This window comes from Halomonas sp. Ps84H-12, assembly GCF_024124725.1.
GTDB lineage: Bacteria > Pseudomonadota > Gammaproteobacteria > Pseudomonadales > Halomonadaceae > Vreelandella > Vreelandella aquamarina.
Genome location: NZ_JAMXSJ010000007.1, coordinates 29,820 through 49,485, shown reverse-complemented (window position 1 = coordinate 49,485; position 19,666 = coordinate 29,820). Strand labels below are relative to the sequence as shown.

19 protein-coding genes and 1 pseudogene are annotated in these 19,666 nt (G+C 53.3%); 3 read left to right on the top strand and 17 right to left on the bottom strand.

The annotated features are described in order from the left end of the window. Window positions 1-9: 9 nt before the first annotated feature. The 4 genes from ruvA to NH344_RS05210 all read right to left on the bottom strand — a co-directional run bounded on the left by ruvA (window position 10) and on the right by NH344_RS05210 (window position 3,445). Complete coding sequence (gene ruvA, locus NH344_RS05225; RefSeq protein WP_228168435.1) at window positions 10-618, bottom strand: Holliday junction branch migration protein RuvA; 609 nt, start codon at window positions 616-618, stop codon at window positions 10-12. Window positions 619-686: 68 nt separating this feature from the next. Beyond that, window positions 687-1,238 (bottom strand): crossover junction endodeoxyribonuclease RuvC, encoded by a 552-nt coding sequence (ruvC, locus tag NH344_RS05220; RefSeq protein WP_062359692.1) that lies wholly within the window; start codon window positions 1,236-1,238, stop codon window positions 687-689. An 82-nt stretch (window positions 1,239-1,320) separates the two neighbouring features. Then, window positions 1,321-3,102 (bottom strand): aspartate--tRNA ligase, encoded by a 1,782-nt coding sequence (aspS, locus tag NH344_RS05215; RefSeq protein ID WP_044630076.1) that lies wholly within the window; start codon window positions 3,100-3,102, stop codon window positions 1,321-1,323. A gap of 67 nt (window positions 3,103-3,169) precedes the next feature. Next, complete coding sequence (locus NH344_RS05210) at window positions 3,170-3,445, bottom strand: zinc ribbon domain-containing protein (RefSeq protein WP_054641204.1); 276 nt, start codon at window positions 3,443-3,445, stop codon at window positions 3,170-3,172. 198 nt (window positions 3,446-3,643) lie between these two features. Between NH344_RS05210 and NH344_RS05205 the strand changes: the two genes are divergently transcribed. Beyond that, a complete protein-coding gene (locus tag NH344_RS05205; RefSeq protein ID WP_044630078.1) occupies window positions 3,644-4,594 on the top strand; it encodes a D-2-hydroxyacid dehydrogenase in 951 nt (316 codons plus the stop codon). A gap of 29 nt (window positions 4,595-4,623) precedes the next feature. Here NH344_RS05205 and NH344_RS05200 read toward each other — a convergent pair whose 3' ends face one another. Continuing rightward, window positions 4,624-4,902 carry an acylphosphatase gene (locus NH344_RS05200; protein WP_054641203.1) on the bottom strand — a complete coding sequence of 93 codons (279 nt, stop codon included), beginning with the start codon at window positions 4,900-4,902 and terminating at the stop codon, window positions 4,624-4,626. 17 nt (window positions 4,903-4,919) lie between these two features. Then, window positions 4,920-5,819, bottom strand: coding sequence for a YihY/virulence factor BrkB family protein (locus NH344_RS05195; protein ID WP_230834197.1), 900 nt, complete (start codon window positions 5,817-5,819; stop codon window positions 4,920-4,922). Between the two features lie 176 nt (window positions 5,820-5,995). Between NH344_RS05195 and NH344_RS05190 the strand changes: the two genes are divergently transcribed. Beyond that, window positions 5,996-7,090, top strand: a complete 1,095-nt coding sequence (locus tag NH344_RS05190; RefSeq protein WP_253027601.1) for a bifunctional nicotinamide-nucleotide adenylyltransferase/Nudix hydroxylase — start codon at window positions 5,996-5,998, stop codon at window positions 7,088-7,090. Here NH344_RS05190 and NH344_RS05185 read toward each other — a convergent pair. The 7 genes and pseudogenes from NH344_RS05185 to NH344_RS05155 form a co-directional block, all read right to left on the bottom strand. Continuing rightward, window positions 7,087-8,004, bottom strand: coding sequence for a LysR substrate-binding domain-containing protein (locus NH344_RS05185; protein ID WP_044630082.1), 918 nt, complete (start codon window positions 8,002-8,004; stop codon window positions 7,087-7,089). The two genes, NH344_RS05190 and NH344_RS05185, sit on opposite strands and share 4 nt — an antisense overlap. A 57-nt stretch (window positions 8,005-8,061) precedes the next feature. Next, on the bottom strand, window positions 8,062-9,480 hold the full coding sequence (gene cls / locus NH344_RS05180; RefSeq protein ID WP_137094603.1) for a cardiolipin synthase: 1,419 nt from the start codon (window positions 9,478-9,480) through the stop codon (window positions 8,062-8,064). 112 nt (window positions 9,481-9,592) lie between these two features. After that, a complete protein-coding gene (locus NH344_RS05175) occupies window positions 9,593-11,098 on the bottom strand; it encodes a fumarate hydratase (protein WP_058577954.1) in 1,506 nt (501 codons plus the stop codon). Between the two features lie 196 nt (window positions 11,099-11,294). Next, a pseudogene (locus tag NH344_RS05170) lies at window positions 11,295-11,402 on the bottom strand (endonuclease VIII); the annotation flags it as partial. 55 nt (window positions 11,403-11,457) lie between these two features. Further along, the gene (gene uvrB / locus NH344_RS05165) at window positions 11,458-13,482 is read right to left on the bottom strand and encodes an excinuclease ABC subunit UvrB (protein ID WP_089674439.1); all 2,025 of its coding nucleotides are present in this window, start codon (window positions 13,480-13,482) and stop codon (window positions 11,458-11,460) included. 25 nt (window positions 13,483-13,507) lie between these two features. Further along, window positions 13,508-13,915, bottom strand: coding sequence for an OsmC family protein (locus NH344_RS05160; RefSeq protein WP_044630086.1), 408 nt, complete (start codon window positions 13,913-13,915; stop codon window positions 13,508-13,510). Continuing rightward, a complete protein-coding gene (locus NH344_RS05155; protein ID WP_044630087.1) occupies window positions 13,915-14,112 on the bottom strand; it encodes a hypothetical protein in 198 nt (65 codons plus the stop codon). The genes NH344_RS05160 and NH344_RS05155 overlap by 1 nt, the downstream gene beginning before the upstream one ends. Window positions 14,113-14,301: 189 nt before the next feature. Here NH344_RS05155 and NH344_RS05150 point away from each other — a divergent pair, with 189 nt between their 5' ends. Beyond that, window positions 14,302-15,252 (top strand): folate-binding protein, encoded by a 951-nt coding sequence (locus NH344_RS05150; RefSeq protein ID WP_253027600.1) that lies wholly within the window; start codon window positions 14,302-14,304, stop codon window positions 15,250-15,252. 11 nt (window positions 15,253-15,263) lie between these two features. Here the strand turns inward: NH344_RS05150 and NH344_RS05145 are convergent, their stop codons facing one another. From NH344_RS05145 to NH344_RS05130, 4 genes are all read right to left on the bottom strand, one after another. After that, the gene (locus NH344_RS05145) at window positions 15,264-16,052 is read right to left on the bottom strand and encodes a TatD family hydrolase (RefSeq protein ID WP_213262004.1); all 789 of its coding nucleotides are present in this window, start codon (window positions 16,050-16,052) and stop codon (window positions 15,264-15,266) included. 19 nt (window positions 16,053-16,071) lie between these two features. Then, window positions 16,072-17,661: a peptide chain release factor 3 gene (locus NH344_RS05140; protein ID WP_044630090.1), complete on the bottom strand. Its 1,590-nt coding sequence runs from the start codon at window positions 17,659-17,661 to the stop codon at window positions 16,072-16,074. 181 nt (window positions 17,662-17,842) lie between these two features. Next, the gene (locus NH344_RS05135; protein WP_054641201.1) at window positions 17,843-18,052 is read right to left on the bottom strand and encodes a putative motility protein; all 210 of its coding nucleotides are present in this window, start codon (window positions 18,050-18,052) and stop codon (window positions 17,843-17,845) included. A gap of 103 nt (window positions 18,053-18,155) precedes the next feature. Continuing rightward, window positions 18,156-19,397 (bottom strand): FAD-dependent oxidoreductase, encoded by a 1,242-nt coding sequence (locus NH344_RS05130; protein ID WP_172416137.1) that lies wholly within the window; start codon window positions 19,395-19,397, stop codon window positions 18,156-18,158. Window positions 19,398-19,666: the final 269 nt, after the last annotated feature.

Genomic DNA, 19,666 nt, shown 5'->3' with positions numbered 1-19,666 from the left:
CGTGCTGGTCTAACCGGACATGCGTTTGGTTAACGCGGCTTTGATCAAAGCTTCGGTAGTTTGATTGGGGTCGACGTCGGCTAACATTTTCGTCGCTTCTGTCAGCTTATAACCCAAGCTCACCAGGGCTGCTTCGGCATCCGCCAAATGATCCCTTGGAGCAGCTCGCACGCTTGTCGCTTCAAGAGCCAACGGCGCATCGTTGCCATGCTCCCACTCAGGAAAGCGGTCACGCATTTCGATAATCAACCGTTCCGCCGTTTTTTTACCAACGCCTGGCAGTTTTGTCAGCGCTTTGCTGTCGTCATCTCTGATACAGCGCATAAAGGCATCTTCATCCATACCCGACAGGATCGCTAACGCAAGTTTCGGCCCTACGCCATTCACTTTGATCAAGGCGCGAAACAGCGCTCGCTCATGCTCTCGCCCAAACCCATAGAGCAAATGCGCATCGTCACGGATGGTGAGATGGGTATAGAGTGACACCTGCTCGCCGGGAGCGGGCAGCGCTACAAAGGTGTTCATGGAGGCTTCAAGCTCATAACCAACGCCATGCACATCTACCACCATCCAGGGCGGCTGTTTTTCCAACAACAGGCCGGTTAAACGTCCAATCATTATATGCCTCGCAGCCAATCAAAACAGCAGCCACTATAAAGCCACTCTGTACAGATGACCAGTAATGCCTAGAGCCGCCATCGCCCTGATGAGCGGCGCTTACTGCGTGAAGGAGTCGCCGCCACCAGGGCGTTGCCAGCAAAAGCGTGGGTCAGTGCAATGGCTAGTGCATCGGCGGCATCTGCCTGGGGTGTCGCCGACAGGCCGAGCAGCGTGGTGACCATATGCTGCACCTGGCTTTTATCAGCGCCGCCCTGCCCGGTTACCGCTTGCTTAATCTGCCGAGCGGCGTACTCCGCGATACTCAGCCCATGGTTAGCCAAACAAACCAATGCTGCGCCGCGGGCTTGGCCTAGCTTGAGGGCCGAATCAGCATTTTTAGCCATAAAAACCCGCTCTACTGCAACAGCATCAGGGCGGTGCAGGCCAATCACTTCGCTAATACCGGCATATATTTGCGCCAAACGCTGCTCCAGTGCACCATCAGCCGTACGAATGCAGCCACTGGCCACATAGCGAGGCTTCACGCCTATTAGATCAATCACGCCGTAACCGGTGATACGTGAGCCTGGGTCAATGCCTAAAATTCTGACCGTGGTCGCCAGCTGTTTTTCGTCCATGGATTTTTCTCTTGGCACTGCCTAAAACAAAAACACCGACGCTAAGCGTCGGTGTTGTACTCGTCAAAACGTGAAGGCGGTCTTACTCGCCCGCTGCTTCCGCTTTGGCTTTTTGGCGTAAGCGAATGTTCAGCTCTTTGAGCTGATCAGCGCTGACTTCACCCGGTGCATCGGTCATCAAACAAGCAGCACTTTGGGTTTTCGGGAAGGCGATGACTTCACGAATGGTTTTCGCACCAGCCATGAGCATGACTAAGCGGTCCAGACCGAAGGCCAAGCCGCCATGGGGCGGTGCGCCGTACTGCAAGGCATCCAGCAGGAAGCCGAACTTCTCTTGCGCTTCCTCTTCGCCAATCCCCAAAATATCAAACACGGTGCTTTGCATGGTTTGATTGTGAATACGGATAGAGCCGCCGCCCAGTTCGGTACCGTTAAGCACCATGTCATAAGCGCGAGAAAGCGCGCTAGCCGGGTCTGCTTTCAGCTCTTCCGGCGAGCAGGAGGGCGCTGTAAACGGGTGGTGAAGCGGGCTTAGACGGCCATTGTCGTCGGCTTCGAACATGGGGAAGTCAACGACCCACAGCGGCGCCCAGGCTTGAGTGTAAAGGTTCAGGTCGGCACCCAGCTTGACACGCAGCGCGCCAATGGCTTCGTTGACGATACGCGCTTTATCCGCACCGAAGAAGATAATGTCACCATCTTCAGCGCCGACACGATCAAGCAGCTCTTCGACCACGTTTTCCATGAACTTAACGATCGGCGACTGCAGGCCATCTAGCCCTTTGGCACGCTCGTTCACTTTGATCCAGGCAAGGCCTTTAGCACCGTAGATACCTACGAACTTGGTGTATTCGTCGATCTCTTTACGGGAAAGCTTGGCACCACCCGGTACTTTAAGAGCCGCCACGCGGCCATCTTCTGCCTTGGCCGGCCCTGAGAACACATTGAAACTAACCTGCTGCATCAGGTCGTCAACGTCGGTGAGCTCCAGCGGAATACGCAGATCGGGTTTATCCGAACCAAAGCGATCCATGGCTTCTTGCCAAGTCATTCGCGGGAATTCCGGCAGTTCGACGCTCAGCACTTCCTGGAACAGTTGACGAATCATGGCTTCGGTAATGCCCATGATGTCGTCTTCTTCCACGAAAGAGGCTTCGATATCGATCTGTGTGAATTCAGGCTGACGGTCAGCGCGCAGGTCTTCATCGCGGAAGCACTTTGCGATTTGGTAGTAGCGGTCAAAACCCGCCACCATCAGCAGCTGCTTAAACAGCTGGGGAGACTGTGGCAGTGCAAAGAAGCTGCCCGCGTGAGTACGGCTAGGCACGAGGTAGTCCCGGGCACCTTCAGGCGTGGCTCGTGTCAGCACAGGCGTTTCAATATCTAGAAAGCCTTGGTTTTCTAGGTAAGCACGTACGTTATGAGAAATACGCGAACGCAGCCGCAGTTTTTCGATCATATCCGGGCGGCGTAGATCAATATAGCGGTGTTTCAGACGCACTTCTTCACCGACTTTGCCATGCTCATCAAGCTGGAAAGGCGGTGTCGCTGCGCTATTCAGTACTTCAACTTCTTTGGCCAGCACTTCAATCATGCCGGTGGGCATGTTGGGGTTCTGGGTGCCTTCAGGACGCAGCCGAACACGACCAGTAATGCGCAGAACATATTCGCTGCGTGCACGGTCGGCATTAGCAAACGCCTCGGCGGTATCGGGGTCTACGACAAACTGAGCGATACCATCACGGTCACGCATGTCGAGAAAGATAACCCCACCGTGGTCACGACGGCGGTGAACCCAACCGCAAACGGTGACCGTTTGATCCACCAATGTTTCGTTAAGCTGGCCGCAATAATGGCTGCGCATGTCACATCCTGTTCTGTTTCGTGGCAATTAAGTTGTCTTTAGCCTTTAAAGGCCCTGACAGCCGCGGCTACGCCGCGGCGCCTTTTTTCGTTGACGTGCTGCCGACATCGCCTTTCGCGCTACCCGCTGCTTGACCGTCGGCAGCTAAATTCTTTTTGCTACCTGTTTTGAAATCAGTTTCGTACCAACCGCCACCCGCTAAGCGGAACCCGGCTGCTGAGACCAAGCGCTCTAGATCATCTTGCTGACACGCAGGACAGCTTGTTAACGGATCGGCGCTAATTTTCTGAAGTTTTTCCATGCGATGGCCGCAGGCCTTGCACTCGTACTCATAGATGGGCATGTTGATGGCTCCTGAAAAGCTCAACTCCGACAGGTTTTATGTTGACAGTGTCGTGGCAAACTTAATGTTACCAGGCTGACAATATGTGGCCTGTCGAGATAAATTCCAAGACTGCGGTCGATAGAGCGGTCATTATACCCTTTTGTGCCCCCTGCCGAGCAAGGCCAAGCGGCTTTCGGCAGTTAATGGAGAAATAAAATGCCCAATGCGGTCATACTGGATGCCCAAAGCCTTGGCCCTGACATTGATTTGACGGCTATTCGTGATGCCGTCACGCACTTAGAAATACATCAGCAAAGCACCACAGCGCAGGCGCGTGAACGCCTAGCAGATGCCGAAATTGCCATCGTCAATAAAGTAAGGCTGGATGCTGAGACGCTTTCACAGCTTCCTTCGTTACGATTGATCTGCGTGCTGGCCACTGGCTTGAATAACATTGACCTAGATGCTGCCAAAGCCCACAACATTACAGTTAAAAACGTGTCGGCCTATGGCACCGCTAGTGTGTCGCAGCACACGCTGATGCTGATGTTATCACTGGCGAATCGCTTACCCCGCTATCAAGCGGATATTGCCGATGGGAAATGGCAAGCGAGTGATTTTTTCTGCTTACAAGATCACCCAACACTCCAGCTTGCTGGCAAGCAGTTGGTGATGGTGGGTCAAGGAGAGCTGGGGTCTGAAGTGGCTCGGCTTGCAGAGGCGTTTGGTATGCAGGTCACATTTGCCGCCCGTCCTGGCAACGAGCAAAACGATCAGCGACCTTCGCTGGATGACCTACTGCCCTCGGCAGATGTGATTAGCCTGCACTGCCCACTGAACGATGCTACTAAGCACCTTCTCAATAAAGAGCGTCTAGCGAAAGCAAAGCCGTCACTGCTAATCGTCAATTGCGCTCGTGGCGGTATTATTGATGAAGAAGCCGCGCTGGAAGCGCTTCGTAGCGGTAGCATCGGTGGTCTAGCCGTCGATGTGCTACCTGTCGAACCACCCAAAGATGGACACGCACTATTAGATGCGCTGGCGAATGCAGAACCCCTCAATCTGATCGTAACGCCGCACAACGCGTGGATCACGCCCGAAGCACGGCAAAACATCGTCGGCTTAACCGCCGACAATATTCGTGCGTGGCAGACAGAGAATCACTAACTTGCCAGCTAGGCACACTAAACGTGTGCCTAATAGGTCGAAAAGTGGTCAGGAGCGTGGTGATGAGCATCCAGTGTTTCAAGTGTGACATGGGTCACCCGCGCCCCTTCTGGGCCCTGCCAAAGCCATTGGCTAAGCTCGGCAACGGCTGAAGAGGGCCCGCACATTAGCACTTCAACCCTGCCATCAGGCAGGTTCTTAGCGTAGCCGGTTAAGCCACGCATCAATGCCTGCTCTTGAGTGGCACGCCGGTACCATACTCCCTGCACTTTTCCTGTTATGTAGGCACGTACGCAGCAATGGGCCATGACAAACTCCTCCGTCGTTAAAGCAGCTCATGCTTAACCAGAACAGCGCTATTGCGGGGCACCAGTGGACGCCCACGTCGTAGTAGCAACGAGCGCGTGAACGCTGCACCAAAGAGTAAGATAAGCGAGCTGTAGTATACCCATAGTAAAATCATAACCACCGAACCCGCCGCACCATAGGTGGATGCCGTGGCCGTGTAGGCGAGGTAAATGGTAATAACACTGCGACCAATGGTAAACAGCACTGCTGTCACCACCGCACCAATGAATACATCCTGCCAGCGAAGCACTACATCGGGCAGCACTTTAAAAATAGTCGCAAACAGCAGAGCGACCATGGCAAGTGATATTAACGACTCGGCGGTGGTGGTTAGTAGGCTTGCAAATGGCAACAGGTCGTTTGTCGCGTCTAGCATGCCGCGAAGCACCACTCCAAGCACTAGCGACACCAGCAAAATAAAGCCGATAGACAGTACAACGGTTAACGATAACAAACGGTTTTTGATAAAAATAAGTGCGCTGTTGCTATTTGGCTTCGCTCTAACCCCCCAAATGGTATTCAGCGAGAACTGCATCTGCGCAAATACGGTCGTTGCACCGATTACAAGGGCAATAAAGCCAAGAATTGTGGGCAGAACCCCCGACTCTTCAATGCGAGACTGGGCAACCGCCTGCTCTATTGCCAAGGCAGCTTCTGTGCCTAAGGTTCCTTGTAACTGCGCCACGATCTGACCATGAGCCGCCTCTTCGCCGAGGACCACGCCAATCACTGTAACCGCAATAATCACCGTGGGAGCTAACGAGAACAGCGTGTAGAACGCCAGCGACCCAGCGTAGCTAAACGCGTTACGCTCAAGCCAGAGTGACGTTGCATCTTGAATTACCTTCCACCAAAAAACGAGCGTGCACTTAAGCATCATCATTCCCTTAAAAGCAAATCACAGAGTTTTCATACAACGCTTATATACTGATTAATCAATAAGCATACCCAATGAAAACGCTCAGCGCAGGTATGATTGCGTTGCAGAGGCTGATGGGGCCGACCATAATGGCAACGCTTTATTCTCACATTTTCAGCAATCAAGGACACGCAATGAACTCAGATGCAGCTCGGTCTGTAACGCCTTATGACTTTGATTGCTTAGTATTTATTGGTCGCTTTCAGCCTCCCCATTTAGGCCACCTTGCCATCATCTGCGAAGCCCTTAAACAGGCTCGACAGGTAATCGTCATGGTGGGCTCCTCCTGGCAGGCGCGCTCGCTTCGTAACCCGTGGCATTTTGATGAGCGCCAAGCCATGATCCGCTCAGGATTTGATAATGCGGATAATCAACGACTTGAAATCACTCCGCTTCTGGATGCGCTTTACAACGACGATGTATGGGTCAGGGACGTACAGCGGAAAGTGCGCGATTTAGCAGCTCCCGCCAATGCACGGTTGCCAAGGATTGGTCTAATCGGCGCAAGTCGTGGGCAGTCCAGCTACTATTTATCGCTTTTTCCCCAATGGGAGTCGGTGAGCGTACCGCTCGTGGAGGGCATTTCGGCCAGCCAAATTAGGGAGCGGCTTTTCCGCTCACCTGGCTCAACCAATGATTACCTCAGTACGGGGGCTTACCATGACTTGCCCCCTGGCGTGGTAGAAAGCGTGGGTAAATTCTGCAAAGGCGAGGCCTATCATCGACTGTTGGAAGAGCAGCAGTTGCTCGATCAGTATCGACAAGCATGGTCACAGGCGCCCTACCCACCCATCTTTGTCACCGTTAACGCGGTGGTTGTGCAATCAGGGCACGTATTACTGGTGAAGCGTACTGCGGCCCCAGGGAAAGGCCTATTCGCGCTGCCCGGTGGGTTTATCAATCCCCATGAGCGATTACTAGATGCCTGTTTGCGTGAGCTGCGTGAACGGTTGCGCTTAAAAGTGCCAGAACCGGTATTGAAAGGCTCTCTGCGTGGCCAGCGGCTGTTTGATGAGCCCCACCGTAGCTGGCGAGGGCGCACACTGGCCGAAGCGTTCTACTTTGCTTTGCGGCCTGACCAGCAGCTGCCGCGCCTTAAACCCGTCAAGGGTGGCGACCATGCCCGCTGGGTGGCACTCGCCGACTTGGAGCCAGAGAGCCTCTTTGAGGATCACTTCTTTATTATTCAGAATTTCCTCGGCCTGCCTGCGGATTTTGGGTCCCTTTAAGCCTGCAGGAAATCACGCGGCAGCTTCATCATCTGCCGCCATAGGCGCTCTACTCCCGGCTTGTGGACCAGAGAGCAGCGATAGAGGCGAATTTCCAGTGGAATGTCCCAACTCTCATCGCCTGCTCGCACAAGCTTACCGGTTTTTAGCTCCTCACGAATACAGAAATCAGGAATCCAGGCAACCCCTACGCCCTGTAATACCATGCCCTTCAAACCTTCAGCCATGGCGGTTTCGTAGACCGTTCTAAGCTTCATGCGCAGCGGGTCGTTTTTCAGCAGCATCCGCACGCTGCGACCTAGAAACGCCCCCTGAGTATAGGCCAGATAAGGAATGGAGCTATCGCGCTGCAAAGAGAACAACGGTTTCCCATGCTCGTCAGGCAGCGAAACAGGAAGCATCTTGACCTTGCCGATCGAAAACGAAGGAAATACCTCCGCATCTAATTGCATTGTGGCGAAAGGGTCGTAGTAAGCCAGCATTAAGTCACAGTTCCCCTCACGCAGCACATGAATGGCTTCACCGACGTTCATGGCAACCAAACGCGTTGGCAACTCCCCTAGCCCTTTTTGTAGCCTAGAGATCCACGGCGGATAAAAACTGAGCGCTAACGAGTGCGCCGCGACGATATCCAATGCTTCGTTGGCAATGGAGAGCCCTCGCAAATGGCTGAGCGATTCGTTTAACTGTTCGACTAAGTTGCGGGCAGTCACCAAAAATAGCTGCCCTTCTGAGGTTAAGCCAATCGGCGTCGTTGATCGGTCCACTAAGGTAACGCCAACTGCCTGCTCTAATGCCCGAATACGCCGGCTAAATGCAGGTTGGGTGACATGGCGCTGTCGGGCAGAGGCAGAAAAACTGCGGGTATTCGCCAGTGCGACGAAGTCTTCTAGCCATTTTGTTTCTAGATTCACCCATGACTCCTGTTATTTGAACGTTGATGGCTTGCGTCATTTGGTTGGGGCAAACGATTACTGTACGGGTGCCATCAAATAAGCAGCACGGGACACGACTTTTTTCCACATGGGGCGCTGACTCACTTCATCGAGAGTCACTCGGCGGCACTTGGAAAAATCAGCTTCCAGCATGGTGGCAACATCGTTGGCAAAATCGGCGCTGGGAATGAACGCAGTGATTTCAAAATTTAACCGAAACGATCGGTTATCAAGATTCACCGTACCTACAGCGGCGGATGAATGGTCGATAAGCATGACTTTTTGATGTAGAAAGCCAGGTTGATAACGGTATATTTTTACGCCCGCTTTTAACATATCCGGTAAAAAAGAGAACGCAGAGAGGAATACCAGCAAATGGTCGGGGCGCTCCGGGATCATCACGCGCACGTCGACGCCTCGCATAGCTGCCAATCGTAAAGAGTCTTGGACGCCCTGATCAGGTACGAAATAGGGGCTTGTAACCCAAAACCGCTGGTTAGCGCTATGAATCAGCTGCTGAACAAGTAATCCAGCCGTATCCTGTTTATCGGCTGGGCCGGAAGGCACAATGACTACCTGCTGGTCTTGCTGTGGGTGGCTTTCAGCGTGCCAGTTTAACGTAATCACGGCGCCTGTCGCCCAGTGCCAATCTTCCCAGAAGGCTTCTTGCAGGCCTAGCACACAGGGGCCTTGTACTTTTAAGTGAGTATCGCGCCAAGGGCCATGTTTCACACTCTTGCCCAGATACTCGTTGCCTACATTGAAGCCACCGACCCACCCTTGCTTACCATCGACAACAGCGATTTTGCGATGGTTGCGGAAATTAAGTTGAAAGCGATGTTTAAGCCCACGAGACGAACGGAAAGGGCTTACTTCTACCCCACTCTCACTCAACTCTTTTAAATAACCCTCATTAAGCTTGCGGCTACCAATTTCGTCATATAGGAAGTAGACACGCACACCGCGTTTAACCGCCGCTATTAAATGCTGCAGCAACTGCCGCCCAAGCTCATCATCGCGAACGATAAAGAACTGGATCAGTAGATAATCCTGCGCTTGATTAATGCCTGCAAACAGGCTGTCAAAAGTGGCATCGCCATCAATTAACAGCTCGGTGCTATTGCCTTTCGTCAGTGGCATCATGGCCAACTGTTCAACCGCTTGAATATCGGTATTCTCGGAAATAGCGACATGGGGCTTTACGTCATGTCGATAGCGAGCGAGCACTCGGCGCAACACCGAATCCCTGGCGCCTCTTGCCGTCACATACCCATAAAAACGTGGCCTGCCAAACAGCCAGTACGCTGGCACCGCCGCATAGGGAAAGGTTAGCAGTGAGATAATCCACGCCACTGCACCCTGTGACGTACGGCTCGACATTAATGCCATCACCGCCGAGATCATTCCCAGCACGTGAATCAGCATGATCCCTGTCCCTAGCAACCAAGAGGCCATTCGCTATTCCTCACCATCCGTTAGGACCTGTTATTTCTGACTACTCCATAAACAGGAGCCCCGTTAGAACGGGGCTCCTGTGGTTAAGCAACGCCTATATCACCTCAGCGTATCATGCTTTTTCGGCAATAATTTCTTTCCATTTAGCCGGGCCTGTCTGGTGAACAGAGGTGCCTTGGCTATCTACCGCTACCGTGACCGGCATGTCTTCCACCTCAAATTCGTAGATGGCTTCCATTCCCAGGTCTTCAAAGCCCACCACGCGTGACTTTTTGATCGCTTGGGCAACCAGATAAGCAGAGCCACCCACCGCCATGAGATACACTGCTTGGTTGTCACGGATCGCCTCAATGGCAGCTTGGCCGCGCTCTGCTTTGCCGACCATACCCAGCAAACCAGTCTCCTCCAGCATCGTCCGAGTGAACTTATCCATGCGTGTGGCCGTGGTGGGGCCTGCAGGGCCAACCACTTCATTGCCGACCGGGTCGACTGGGCCAACGTAATAGATAAAGCGCCCTTTCATGTCGACCGGCAGCGGCTCGCCTTTGGCGATCATATCCACCATACGCTTGTGGGCAGCATCGCGGCCCGTCAGCAGTTTGCCGTTTAACAGCAGTGTATCACCGGGCTGCCAGGTTTTGACTTCTTCGGGCGTGACAGTGTCTAAATTGACACGCTTGACGTTATCGCCCGTTTCACGGGTAATCTCCGGCCAGTCTTCCAGCTTCGGAGCCGGTAAAGCTACTGGGCCAGAGCCATCCAGCGTGAAATGCGCATGCCGGGTGGCTGCACAGTTGGGAATGATCGCCACCGGCTTATTGGCAGCGTGGGTCGGATAATCTTTGACTTTGATATCCAGTACCGTGGTCAGGCCACCTAGGCCCTGGGCACCAATACCGCTTTTGTTCACCTTATCGAACAGCTCAAGGCGCAGCTCTTCGGCACGGTTGCTTGCGCCACGGGCCTGAAGCTCTTGAATATCGATAGGATCTAATAGCGCTTCTTTGGCAATTTCCATTGCTTTTTCAGCGGTACCGCCAATACCAATGCCAAGCATACCCGGCGGGCACCAGCCAGCACCCATTTTGGGAAGCTGTTCCATCACCCAGTCGACCACGCTATCGGAGGGGTTGAGCATGGCAAACTTCGATTTCGCCTCGCTACCGCCGCCCTTCGCTGCCACATGAATATCGACCTTATCGCCCGGCACAATTTTGTGGTGAATGATGGCGGGCGTGTTGTCTTTAGTGTTCTGGCGCTTGCCATCCGGGTCGGCAAGAACCGAGGCGCGCAGTACGTTATCCGGCAGTTGGTAGGCGCGGCGCACGCCTTCGTTGATCATGTCGTCGAGGCTTAGCTCGGCGTCCCATGTGACGTTCATACCTACGTGAACGAACACTGTCACGATGCCGGTATCCTGGCAAATTGGGCGGTGCCCTGTTGCGCACATGCGCGAGTTAATCAAAATCTGAGCGATGGCATCCTTTGCAGCGGGGTTCTCTTCACGCTCGTAAGCGGCGGCCATTGCATCGATGAAATCTTTCGGGTGGTAGTAAGAGATGTACTGCAGAGCATCGGCAACGCTTTGGATCACGTCGTCCTGGCGAATCACGGTCATGGATTAACAGCTCCTCGGTTATCGTCTTGGCTGCAGCCTTCGCGGCCGTCTAAGTGTGCGGGAAGTATACCGTATTGAGAATCACGCGGCAGCCAATGCACCGAGTAACCGCTGGCTGTTACGTAGCGCTTTGGTCTGATTGTTTGAACATAGCTATTAAGATAACGGTATAAAATTTATCCTAAGGAGAAGGCTGTCATTGTGGGCAAGAGTATAGCCGCCGAGACCCGACCATCATGCGCTCAATCACACTGCCGCAACGATGGCACGAGAGCCCGGCGCGCTCAAATACGCTGAACCGCCAATCTGTTTTTCAATGCGATCGCTGCGCGGCGAATCTCTGGATCTTCAGACATCGCTTATCCTAGCGCCAGCTGCTTCTCTTTCATTTGATGGAGCTGGTCGCGCAACCGCGCCGCTTCTTCAAACTCGAGATTTTGAGCCGCTTCAAACATGGCATCTTCAAGCTTACTAATGGCCGTGAGCAAGTCTTGCTTACTCATGGCAGTCACATCGTAACTACCTTTAAGCTCGGCCACCTTACGCTCATTGCCCTTACGCCGACTGCTCTTCTTACCTGGCGTCTGCGCGGCTTCTAGGATATCTGCAACCGAGCGGGTAACCGTCGTGGGGGTAATGCCGTGCTTCTCGTTATGCGCCATCTGTTTATGGCGCCGACGCTCGGTCTCATCAATTGCTTTCCGCATGGAGTCCGTAATGCGGTCGCCATATAAAATCGCTTTACCGTTGGCGTTACGCGCTGCACGACCAATGGTTTGAATTAACGAGCGTTCGGCGCGCAGGAAACCCTCTTTATCGGCATCCAGAATCGCCACCAAAGAGACTTCAGGGATATCCAACCCCTCCCGCAGCAAGTTGATGCCCACCAGCACGTCAAACTTGCCCAGGCGTAGGTCACGGATAATTTCCACCCGCTCGACCGTATCAATATCGGAATGTAAGTAGCGCACGCGAATACCATGCTCATCAAGGTAATCAGTCAGGTCTTCTGCCATGCGCTTGGTTAAAGTAGTAACGAGCACCCGCTCGCCTACCGCTGTTCGCAAACCGATCTCCGACAGCAGATCATCGACTTGCGTGCTGGCCGGGCGTACTTCAACTTGCGGATCCAGTAGCCCTGTTGGCCGAACGACTTGTTCGACGATCTGGCTTGCGTGCTCAGCTTCATAGTTGCCTGGTGTTGCGGATACGAAGATCGTTTGTGGCGATATAGCCTCCCACTCCTCAAACTTCATGGGGCGGTTATCCAACGCTGACGGCAGGCGGAAACCATACTCGACCAGTGTCTCTTTACGCGAACGGTCGCCTTTGTACATCCCGCCTACTTGGGGCACGCTCACGTGTGACTCATCGATAAACAGCAGCGCATCATCCGGCAGGTAATCAAAAAACGTGGGCGGTGGCTCGCCAGGTGCACGGCCAGAGAGGTAGCGAGAGTAGTTTTCAATACCGTTGCAGTACCCCAGCTCCAGCATCATCTCAATATCGTAAAGCGTACGCTGCTCAAGCCGCTGGGCCTCTACTAAACGCTCGTGCTTACGCAGCCACTCCAAGCGCTCTTTGAGTTCTGCTTTGATGGATTCGATGGCTTCTAGAATGGTCTCACGAGGCGTCACGTAGTGGGATTTTGGGTAAATCGTCATCCTTGGGACTTGCCCGCGCACATCGCCAGTGAGCGGGTCAAATAAGCGGATAGAATCGATTTCGTCGTCGAAAAGCTCAACGCGCACCGCTTCCTCATCCGAATCCGCCGGGAAGATATCAATCACGTCGCCGCGCACGCGGTAAGTACCGCGACGGAAATCCATATCGTTGCGGGTGTACTGAAGCTCTGCCAAGCGACGTAGGAAGGCGCGTTGGTCAATCAGCTCACCACGAGTGAAATGCAGCCGCATCTTCAGGTATTGGTCTGGATCACCCAAACCGTAGATCGCCGATACAGATACCACGATTAGCGCATCACGGCGCTCCAGTAACGCTTTCGTAGCGGAAAGACGCATCTGCTCAATATGGTCATTGATTGAGGCATCCTTCTCAATAAACGTATCTGACGAGGGCACATAGGCTTCGGGCTGGTAGTAGTCGTAGTAGGAGACGAAGTACTCAACAGCGTTATCGGGGAAAAACGATTTAAATTCGCCGTACAGCTGTGCCGCCAGGGTTTTGTTCGGCGCCATCACGATGGTGGGCCGCTGAAGTTGCTGCACCACATTGGCCATGGTGAAGGTTTTACCTGAACCGGTGACCCCGAGCAGCGTTTGATGGGCAAGCCCGGATTCCAAACCACTGATCAACCCGCGTATGGCCGCAGGCTGGTCGCCCGCAGGCTGAAATTTTGACTGCAGACGAAATTCCTTGCTCATCGTTGCTCCTGTTGAGGAAGTAGGCCTACGCGGTATGGGTCGCTATCTCTATCGTTGCCTGGGTCATCAGGCGCTGAATCGGACAGCGGTGGCTAATGTCTTCCAGCTTTGCTCGCTGTTCTGGATCGCTGATGCCATGCAATTCTAACGTCACATCTAGCTTGTAAACGCCTTTGCGCTCCTCGCTATCGTCACGTTGAACCTTGACGGTGATGCCTTCCAGTGGCCACTGTTTGCGCTTGGCGTACATTTGGACCGTAATTGCCTTACAGGTTCCCAACGCGATATCGAAATAGTCGTGGGGGTCCGGGGCACTATCATCGCCCCCCACCGCAGTGGGTACGTCGGCATAGAGATCTTCCATACCACTTACCTCGATACGCTGACGAAAAACACTATTTCGTTCGCTAATCACCACGATAGGCGGATGCATTACGATACCTTGATGCGAAGATTAAGTTTTTCAACCGCTTTAATTAGCGCTTCTCGCTTAGCACGACCTTCCACTTCCGCCCCATAGCGCCCCACTTCGGCGCTATCGACGCCGTCAAGCATCATCAGTGCGGTGGTGATTTTGTTAACTTGTTCGGCGGTAGTGACGCCTTGAAAGCTTAATGATTGAACTGCCATGCCGCGTCCTTTGCTGAATAATTGTCAACTCACATACAATGGGACTGTATACAGGAAATTACCTATGCAAACCTGATACAGGACAAAGAGTCTAGCATGCTCCCAAGGCCTTGCAATCTGCCTATTCTGCCCACACTTTTACAAGCACGCTTTACTGACACATCCCACTAACTACGCCCAGGAGTGACTATGGCCACCGCGAACACGCAGCCCCCCAGCGCCGTACGTTTGACCCAGTATGCCGCGCTCGATATTAAAGGGGCCGATGCGGAGAAATTCTTACAGGGCCAAACTAGCGCACAGGTGGGATTGGCGAATGGCACTTTCGCACCGCTCACCTGCTTCTGTACCCCTAAAGGGCGCATGTTGGCCAATGGGCAGTTATTGAGGCTCGGCAGCGACCATTTCCGCTTGGTACTAGATGCCTCTCTTGCGGAGGGACTGCTCACCCATCTGAAAAAATTTGCCGCTTTCTATAAAGCAGAGCTTTCAGTGGTAGGCAGCGTCACGTTTGCAGGCGCCAGCGAGCCTGCAGATACGCTTGCCAATCAACTAGACATCACGCTGCCCGACCAACCTTATACCCACACTACCAGTTCAAAGGGAACGGCGTTGCGGATGCCCGGCAAACCCCGTTGGCTGTTGATGTTTGAAGAGGATGCCAGCGACCTCGTCAACAGTGATGATGCTTTACACAACGAGTGGCAGCTTGCAGATATTCGCAGCGGTCTTGCTTGGCTTACCGCTAAACAGCAGGATCACTTTCTCCCCCAAATGCTGAACTGGGAAGCATTAGGCGGCATTAGCTTTAAAAAAGGGTGCTATACAGGCCAAGAAGTCGTCGCCCGCGCTCACTTTCGTGGCCAAGTGAAAAAACGCTTAGTTCACGCTAGTATTAATGCGGCCACCCTTCCTGAGATTGGCGAGTCACTGCTTGATGACAACGGTAAGACGTTGGGAGAAGTGGTCAGCAGCGCATTTAGCGGCAAGCAGCAGGTAGAGTTGCTAACGGTGATGAACACCAAGGTCATGGAAGAGAATTTAGCAGTTTATTGGCAACAGCAGCCTATCACGCTGTATGAGATGCCCTACCCCATTGAGCGCTTGGACCCGGAGCAGATCGCGGCTCAACTTGCTTGAGGTCAGGATTTTCACTCATCGTTAGTTAACTTAAATACTCGTGCGGCGTTGTCACTGCTCAGCGCTGCTACGGTATCAAAAGATTGCCGACGTAACCTCGCCACCTCCTGAGCCACCAGCATTACCCGAGAAGGCTCATTCCGCTGGCCCTGATAACCGCTTAACGGCATATCGGGGCTGTCAGTTTCCAGCACAAACCCATCATCGGGTAGTTTTGCCACCACACGGCGTAACTTTTGAGCGCGCTCATAGGTCACAGCACCGCCCAGCCCCAGCACATAACCAAGATCCAAAAACTTGACGGCCTGCTCGTAAGAACCGGAAAAGGCGTGAACGAGCCCGGCGCCTGGCAGCGCTTGCTGACGAAGCCGCTTGCTGACCGTATCATTTGCCTTAACGCAGTGCACCACCACGGGCAGCTTACAGCGTTTAGCGATGTTTAACTGCTTATCGAAATAGTGCCATTGCTCATTTAGGCTATCCGTAAAGCGCCCATCAATACCGCATTCGCCAATGGCGACTGGCCGGGCTGGGCAAGCGCCAGCAAGCTGCTGAAGTATGAGGGTTTCGAGCGCTTTCAAATCATCTGGCTGGTGCTGCTCAATGAAGTACGGGTGAAGCCCTAGGCAGATGCTGACATCGTCACGCTCACCCAGCGCCAATACGTTTTGCCAACGCGCACGCACCGTGGCAGGTACAATAAAACGGCAAACGCCCACTGCCTGGGCGGCGGCGATCACGGCATCACGATCCGTATCGAACCCCGCTACATCCAAATGGCAGTGGGCGTCTATCAGCATATTGCCCTCTTTAAGGGGTTTAATGCTCGCGGGTAGACTGGAAGCGAATATCCGGCCAGCGCTCCTGGGTCATTTGCAGGTTAACCCGCGTAGGCGCGATGTAGGTCAGGTAACCGCCGCCATCAATGGCGAGATTAGTACTGGCCTTGCGCTTAAACTCTTCAAGCATTTTGGCATCGTTGCAATACACCCAGCGGGCGGTTTGCACGTTAACGCCTTCATAAATACAGTCGACCTTATACTCTTCCTTCAAGCGGTGAGCGACAACATCAAACTGCAGCGTACCAACCGCCCCTAGAATCAGGTCGTTGTTATCCATCGGCATAAAGACCTGGGTGGCACCCTCTTCCGACAGCTGCTGCAGGCCTTTCTGTAGCGCTTTCATCTTGAGCGGATCTTTCAGGCGCACGCGCTTGAAAAGTTCAGGCGCAAAGTGAGGAATGCCGGTAAAGCGCATATCTTCACCCACGGTGAACGTATCACCAATTTGAATAGTGCCGTGGTTATGCAGGCCAATAATATCGCCCGGCCATGCCTCTTCCACTTGAGAGCGGTCTGAGGCCATAAAGGTCAGGGCGTCAGCGATTTTGACGTCTTTACCAATGCGCACATGGCGCATTTTCATGTTCTTTTCGTACTTGCCGGAACACACCCGTAGGAAGGCGATACGGTCCCGGTGATTCGGGTCCATATTGGCCTGAATTTTAAATACGAATCCAGTGAAGCGATCATCGTGGGCGGTCACTTCACGCGTATCAGTTTCACGTGGCTGCGGAGCCGGCGCGTGCTCGACAAAGCCGTCTAGCATTTCACGCACACCGAAGTTACCCATAGCGGTACCAAAATAGACCGGCGTTAGCTCACCACGACGATAGGCTTCCAAGTCAAACTCATGGGAAGCACCCCGTACTAAGTCTACTTCCATACGCAGCTCTTCCGCCTGCTCTTCACCTAGCACGGCGTCAACTTCTGGGTTATCTAGCCCCTCAATACGCTTGTCATCAGGTATGCGACTACCCTGACCTTGGGTATAGAGATGAATAACATCATTATAGAGGTGGTAAACCCCTTTAAAGTGACGCCCCATGCCAATGGGCCATGTCATGGGCGCACATTGGATGTTCAATACCGTTTCTACTTCGTCCATCACTTCAATAGGATCGCGGATATCGCGGTCCATTTTGTTGATAAACGTGAGGATAGGCGTAGTGCGCAGACGACACACTTCCATCAGTTTGATGGTGCGATCCTCGACGCCTTTCGCACCGTCGATGACCATCAGCGCGGAATCAACCGCCGTCAGCGTGCGGTAGGTGTCTTCAGAGAAGTCTTCGTGCCCCGGCGTATCCAGTAGGTTGACGATACGCCCACCATAGGGGAACTGCATCACCGACGTGGTCACCGAGATGCCGCGCTCTTGCTCCATCTTCATCCAGTCAGACGTAGCATGACGATCATTGCGTTTACTTTTCACAGAACCCGCCAGCTGAATCGCGTTCCCGAACAGCAGCATCTTTTCTGTAATAGTGGTTTTACCGGCATCAGGGTGCGAAATAATCGCAAAGGTACGGCGTAGCTCAGCTTCGCGCGCTAATTGGGCGTCAGACATGGAGTTCTCTAAGATGGTACAACGTGATGACTTAAAACGTAGCGCCAAACCTTCGGCGTTGTGTGTGCCTATGGTAACGCAACTCGCCTTCAACGGCATACCATCACATGCGGGGCGCCGTGCCGATAGATATAAAAAACGCCGACAGGGTCGGCGTTTGGGGTCTCTAGCAACAGAAGGGTTAAGCGTAGGTGTTTACCTGGGTGCCTACACTACCTTCTTGAGCCAAGCTAGGCTGTGCCCCGGTATCTGCAGAGGCGAGCACCTCGGTAATTTGTTCGGACTGCATATCCAGTGCTTGCTTGAACAGTTGCATTTGTGCCTGCTCAGCAGTTTGCGCCTGGTTCATATACAGTGCCGTGCTAACTGCATTACTTGCGGCGACATCCATTATTGCACCTCAATCTATTGAGTGACTCATTCAGCCTAGCAAACCCAGCCTTCCTAGGCCATGTTTGTACTTTTTCATTATGTAACAGGCTGCGGCGTCATATTTAAAACCGGTCTGCCCGAAACGGTGCCATATCAATGGCGGTTGGTTTGTTTTCCATCATGTCCGCCAGCAGCTGGCCTGTCGCCGGACCGAGGGTGAACCCTTGGTGGCCATGTCCAAACGCTAGCCACAGGCCAGGATGGCGTGGCGCTGGGCCAATAACGGGCTTCATATCTGGCAAGCAAGGCCGTGCGCCTTTCCACGCCGCGCTATCTTTTCGCTCACCTAGCGGGAAAATTGTCCGCGCCACTTTTTCGGCAGCGCCCAGCTGCTCTTCATCCGCAGGAGATTCAAGGCGGTCTAGCTCTGCCCCCGTCGTCAGCCGCACACCTGCATTCATCGGTGCCAGCAAATAACCGATCTCGGCGTCCATCAACCAGTAGTTTAATTTGGCCGTTGGCTGTGTCGCGTAGTGCATGTGGTAGCCACGTTTCACAAACGTGGGGAAATGGTAACCCAGCGGCTTCATCCATTGGCCAGCCCAGGGGCCAAGGGCCATGACAACTTGTTCAGCCTCAAACGACTCCGCACTGGTCGTCACTTTCCAGCGATCATTTTGCTGAGTGACACCAGTGATGTCCGCTTGTACCAGTTGTCCGCCCATCGCTTCAAAAGACGCCGCATAGGCAGCCACTAAGCCACCCGGGTCAGCGACTGTCCAGGGGTCTAGCCAGTGAATAGCGCCGATGATTTTATTGCCTAGCTGCGGCTCCTTCTCACTCAGCGCTTCGCGATCAAGAACGGTGAACTGTACGCCGTAAAGCTCGCGGGCTTCTTCAGCCTCTTTAACTCGCTTAGCGAGCTTTTCCGGCGTGCGATAGATTTCAAGCCACCCTTCCTTACGCACTAGATGCTCAGCACCAGCGGCCTCAATCATCGGCGCGTGGGCGTCCAAACAGAGCTGAATTAACGAGGCGTACTCAGGCACGATTTTTTTGTAGAGCCGTGACGAAGAGTGGTGCCAGTAACTCAGCAGTGGCGAGGCCGCATTGACCATACCGGCAGGCCGGTAACGGATATCGACCCGACGGTTTGGAAGCACACTCAATATCGTTTTCATATCACGGGGAAACGGATAAGGCCTAACTGCTTCACGCTGGATAATGCCCGCGTTTCCAAACGAGGTTTCGCGTCCAGGCTGGCGGCGATCCACCAGCGTTACTTGATAGCCACGCTTTTGCAGCTGCCAAGCAATACTGACACCCACCATGCCTGCTCCTAAAACCACCGTTTGACGCGCCATTATGATGCACTCCTCTCGCTCTATTGTTTGCCCAGCCATATGCTGTTAATCACACAAGTAACATATTGAAAAATATCACCAATCAAACAGCTTTTGCACAGTTATAAACACTATTTTTAGACATTTTTTTAGTCTTTTATGACGCAAAAAGCTTAATTAAGGATGACTTTGCTAAGCACGGCATAACATTTGCTTAATCTCAGTTAACACTGCGTTTAACACCCCAGAAACCTTCCGCGACAGAAGCCACAGCGCGGCATTAATAGAAG

Coding starts and splice junctions, on each gene's coding strand:
- uvrB (WP_089674439.1), bottom strand. CDS start 13,482: ATGAGCAAGGAATTTCGTCTGCAGTCAAAATTTCAGCCTGCGGGCGAC.
- NH344_RS05130 (WP_172416137.1), bottom strand. CDS start 19,397: ATGGCGCGTCAAACGGTGGTTTTAGGAGCAGGCATGGTGGGTGTCAGT.
- NH344_RS05200 (WP_054641203.1), bottom strand. CDS start 4,902: ATGGCCCATTGCTGCGTACGTGCCTACATAACAGGAAAAGTGCAGGGA.
- NH344_RS05195 (WP_230834197.1), bottom strand. CDS start 5,819: ATGCTTAAGTGCACGCTCGTTTTTTGGTGGAAGGTAATTCAAGATGCA.
- NH344_RS05210 (WP_054641204.1), bottom strand. CDS start 3,445: ATGCCCATCTATGAGTACGAGTGCAAGGCCTGCGGCCATCGCATGGAA.
- NH344_RS05190 (WP_253027601.1), top strand. CDS start 5,996: ATGAACTCAGATGCAGCTCGGTCTGTAACGCCTTATGACTTTGATTGC.
- NH344_RS05155 (WP_044630087.1), bottom strand. CDS start 14,112: ATGGCAGTTCAATCATTAAGCTTTCAAGGCGTCACTACCGCCGAACAA.
- ruvC (WP_062359692.1), bottom strand. CDS start 1,238: ATGGACGAAAAACAGCTGGCGACCACGGTCAGAATTTTAGGCATTGAC.
- cls (WP_137094603.1), bottom strand. CDS start 9,480: ATGGCCTCTTGGTTGCTAGGGACAGGGATCATGCTGATTCACGTGCTG.
- NH344_RS05175 (WP_058577954.1), bottom strand. CDS start 11,098: ATGACCGTGATTCGCCAGGACGACGTGATCCAAAGCGTTGCCGATGCT.
- NH344_RS05140 (WP_044630090.1), bottom strand. CDS start 17,661: ATGTCTGACGCCCAATTAGCGCGCGAAGCTGAGCTACGCCGTACCTTT.
- NH344_RS05135 (WP_054641201.1), bottom strand. CDS start 18,052: ATGGATGTCGCCGCAAGTAATGCAGTTAGCACGGCACTGTATATGAAC.
- NH344_RS05150 (WP_253027600.1), top strand. CDS start 14,302: ATGGCCACCGCGAACACGCAGCCCCCCAGCGCCGTACGTTTGACCCAG.
- NH344_RS05160 (WP_044630086.1), bottom strand. CDS start 13,915: ATGCATCCGCCTATCGTGGTGATTAGCGAACGAAATAGTGTTTTTCGT.
- ruvA (WP_228168435.1), bottom strand. CDS start 618: ATGATTGGACGTTTAACCGGCCTGTTGTTGGAAAAACAGCCGCCCTGG.
- aspS (WP_044630076.1), bottom strand. CDS start 3,102: ATGCGCAGCCATTATTGCGGCCAGCTTAACGAAACATTGGTGGATCAA.
- NH344_RS05205 (WP_044630078.1), top strand. CDS start 3,644: ATGCCCAATGCGGTCATACTGGATGCCCAAAGCCTTGGCCCTGACATT.
- NH344_RS05145 (WP_213262004.1), bottom strand. CDS start 16,052: ATGCTGATAGACGCCCACTGCCATTTGGATGTAGCGGGGTTCGATACG.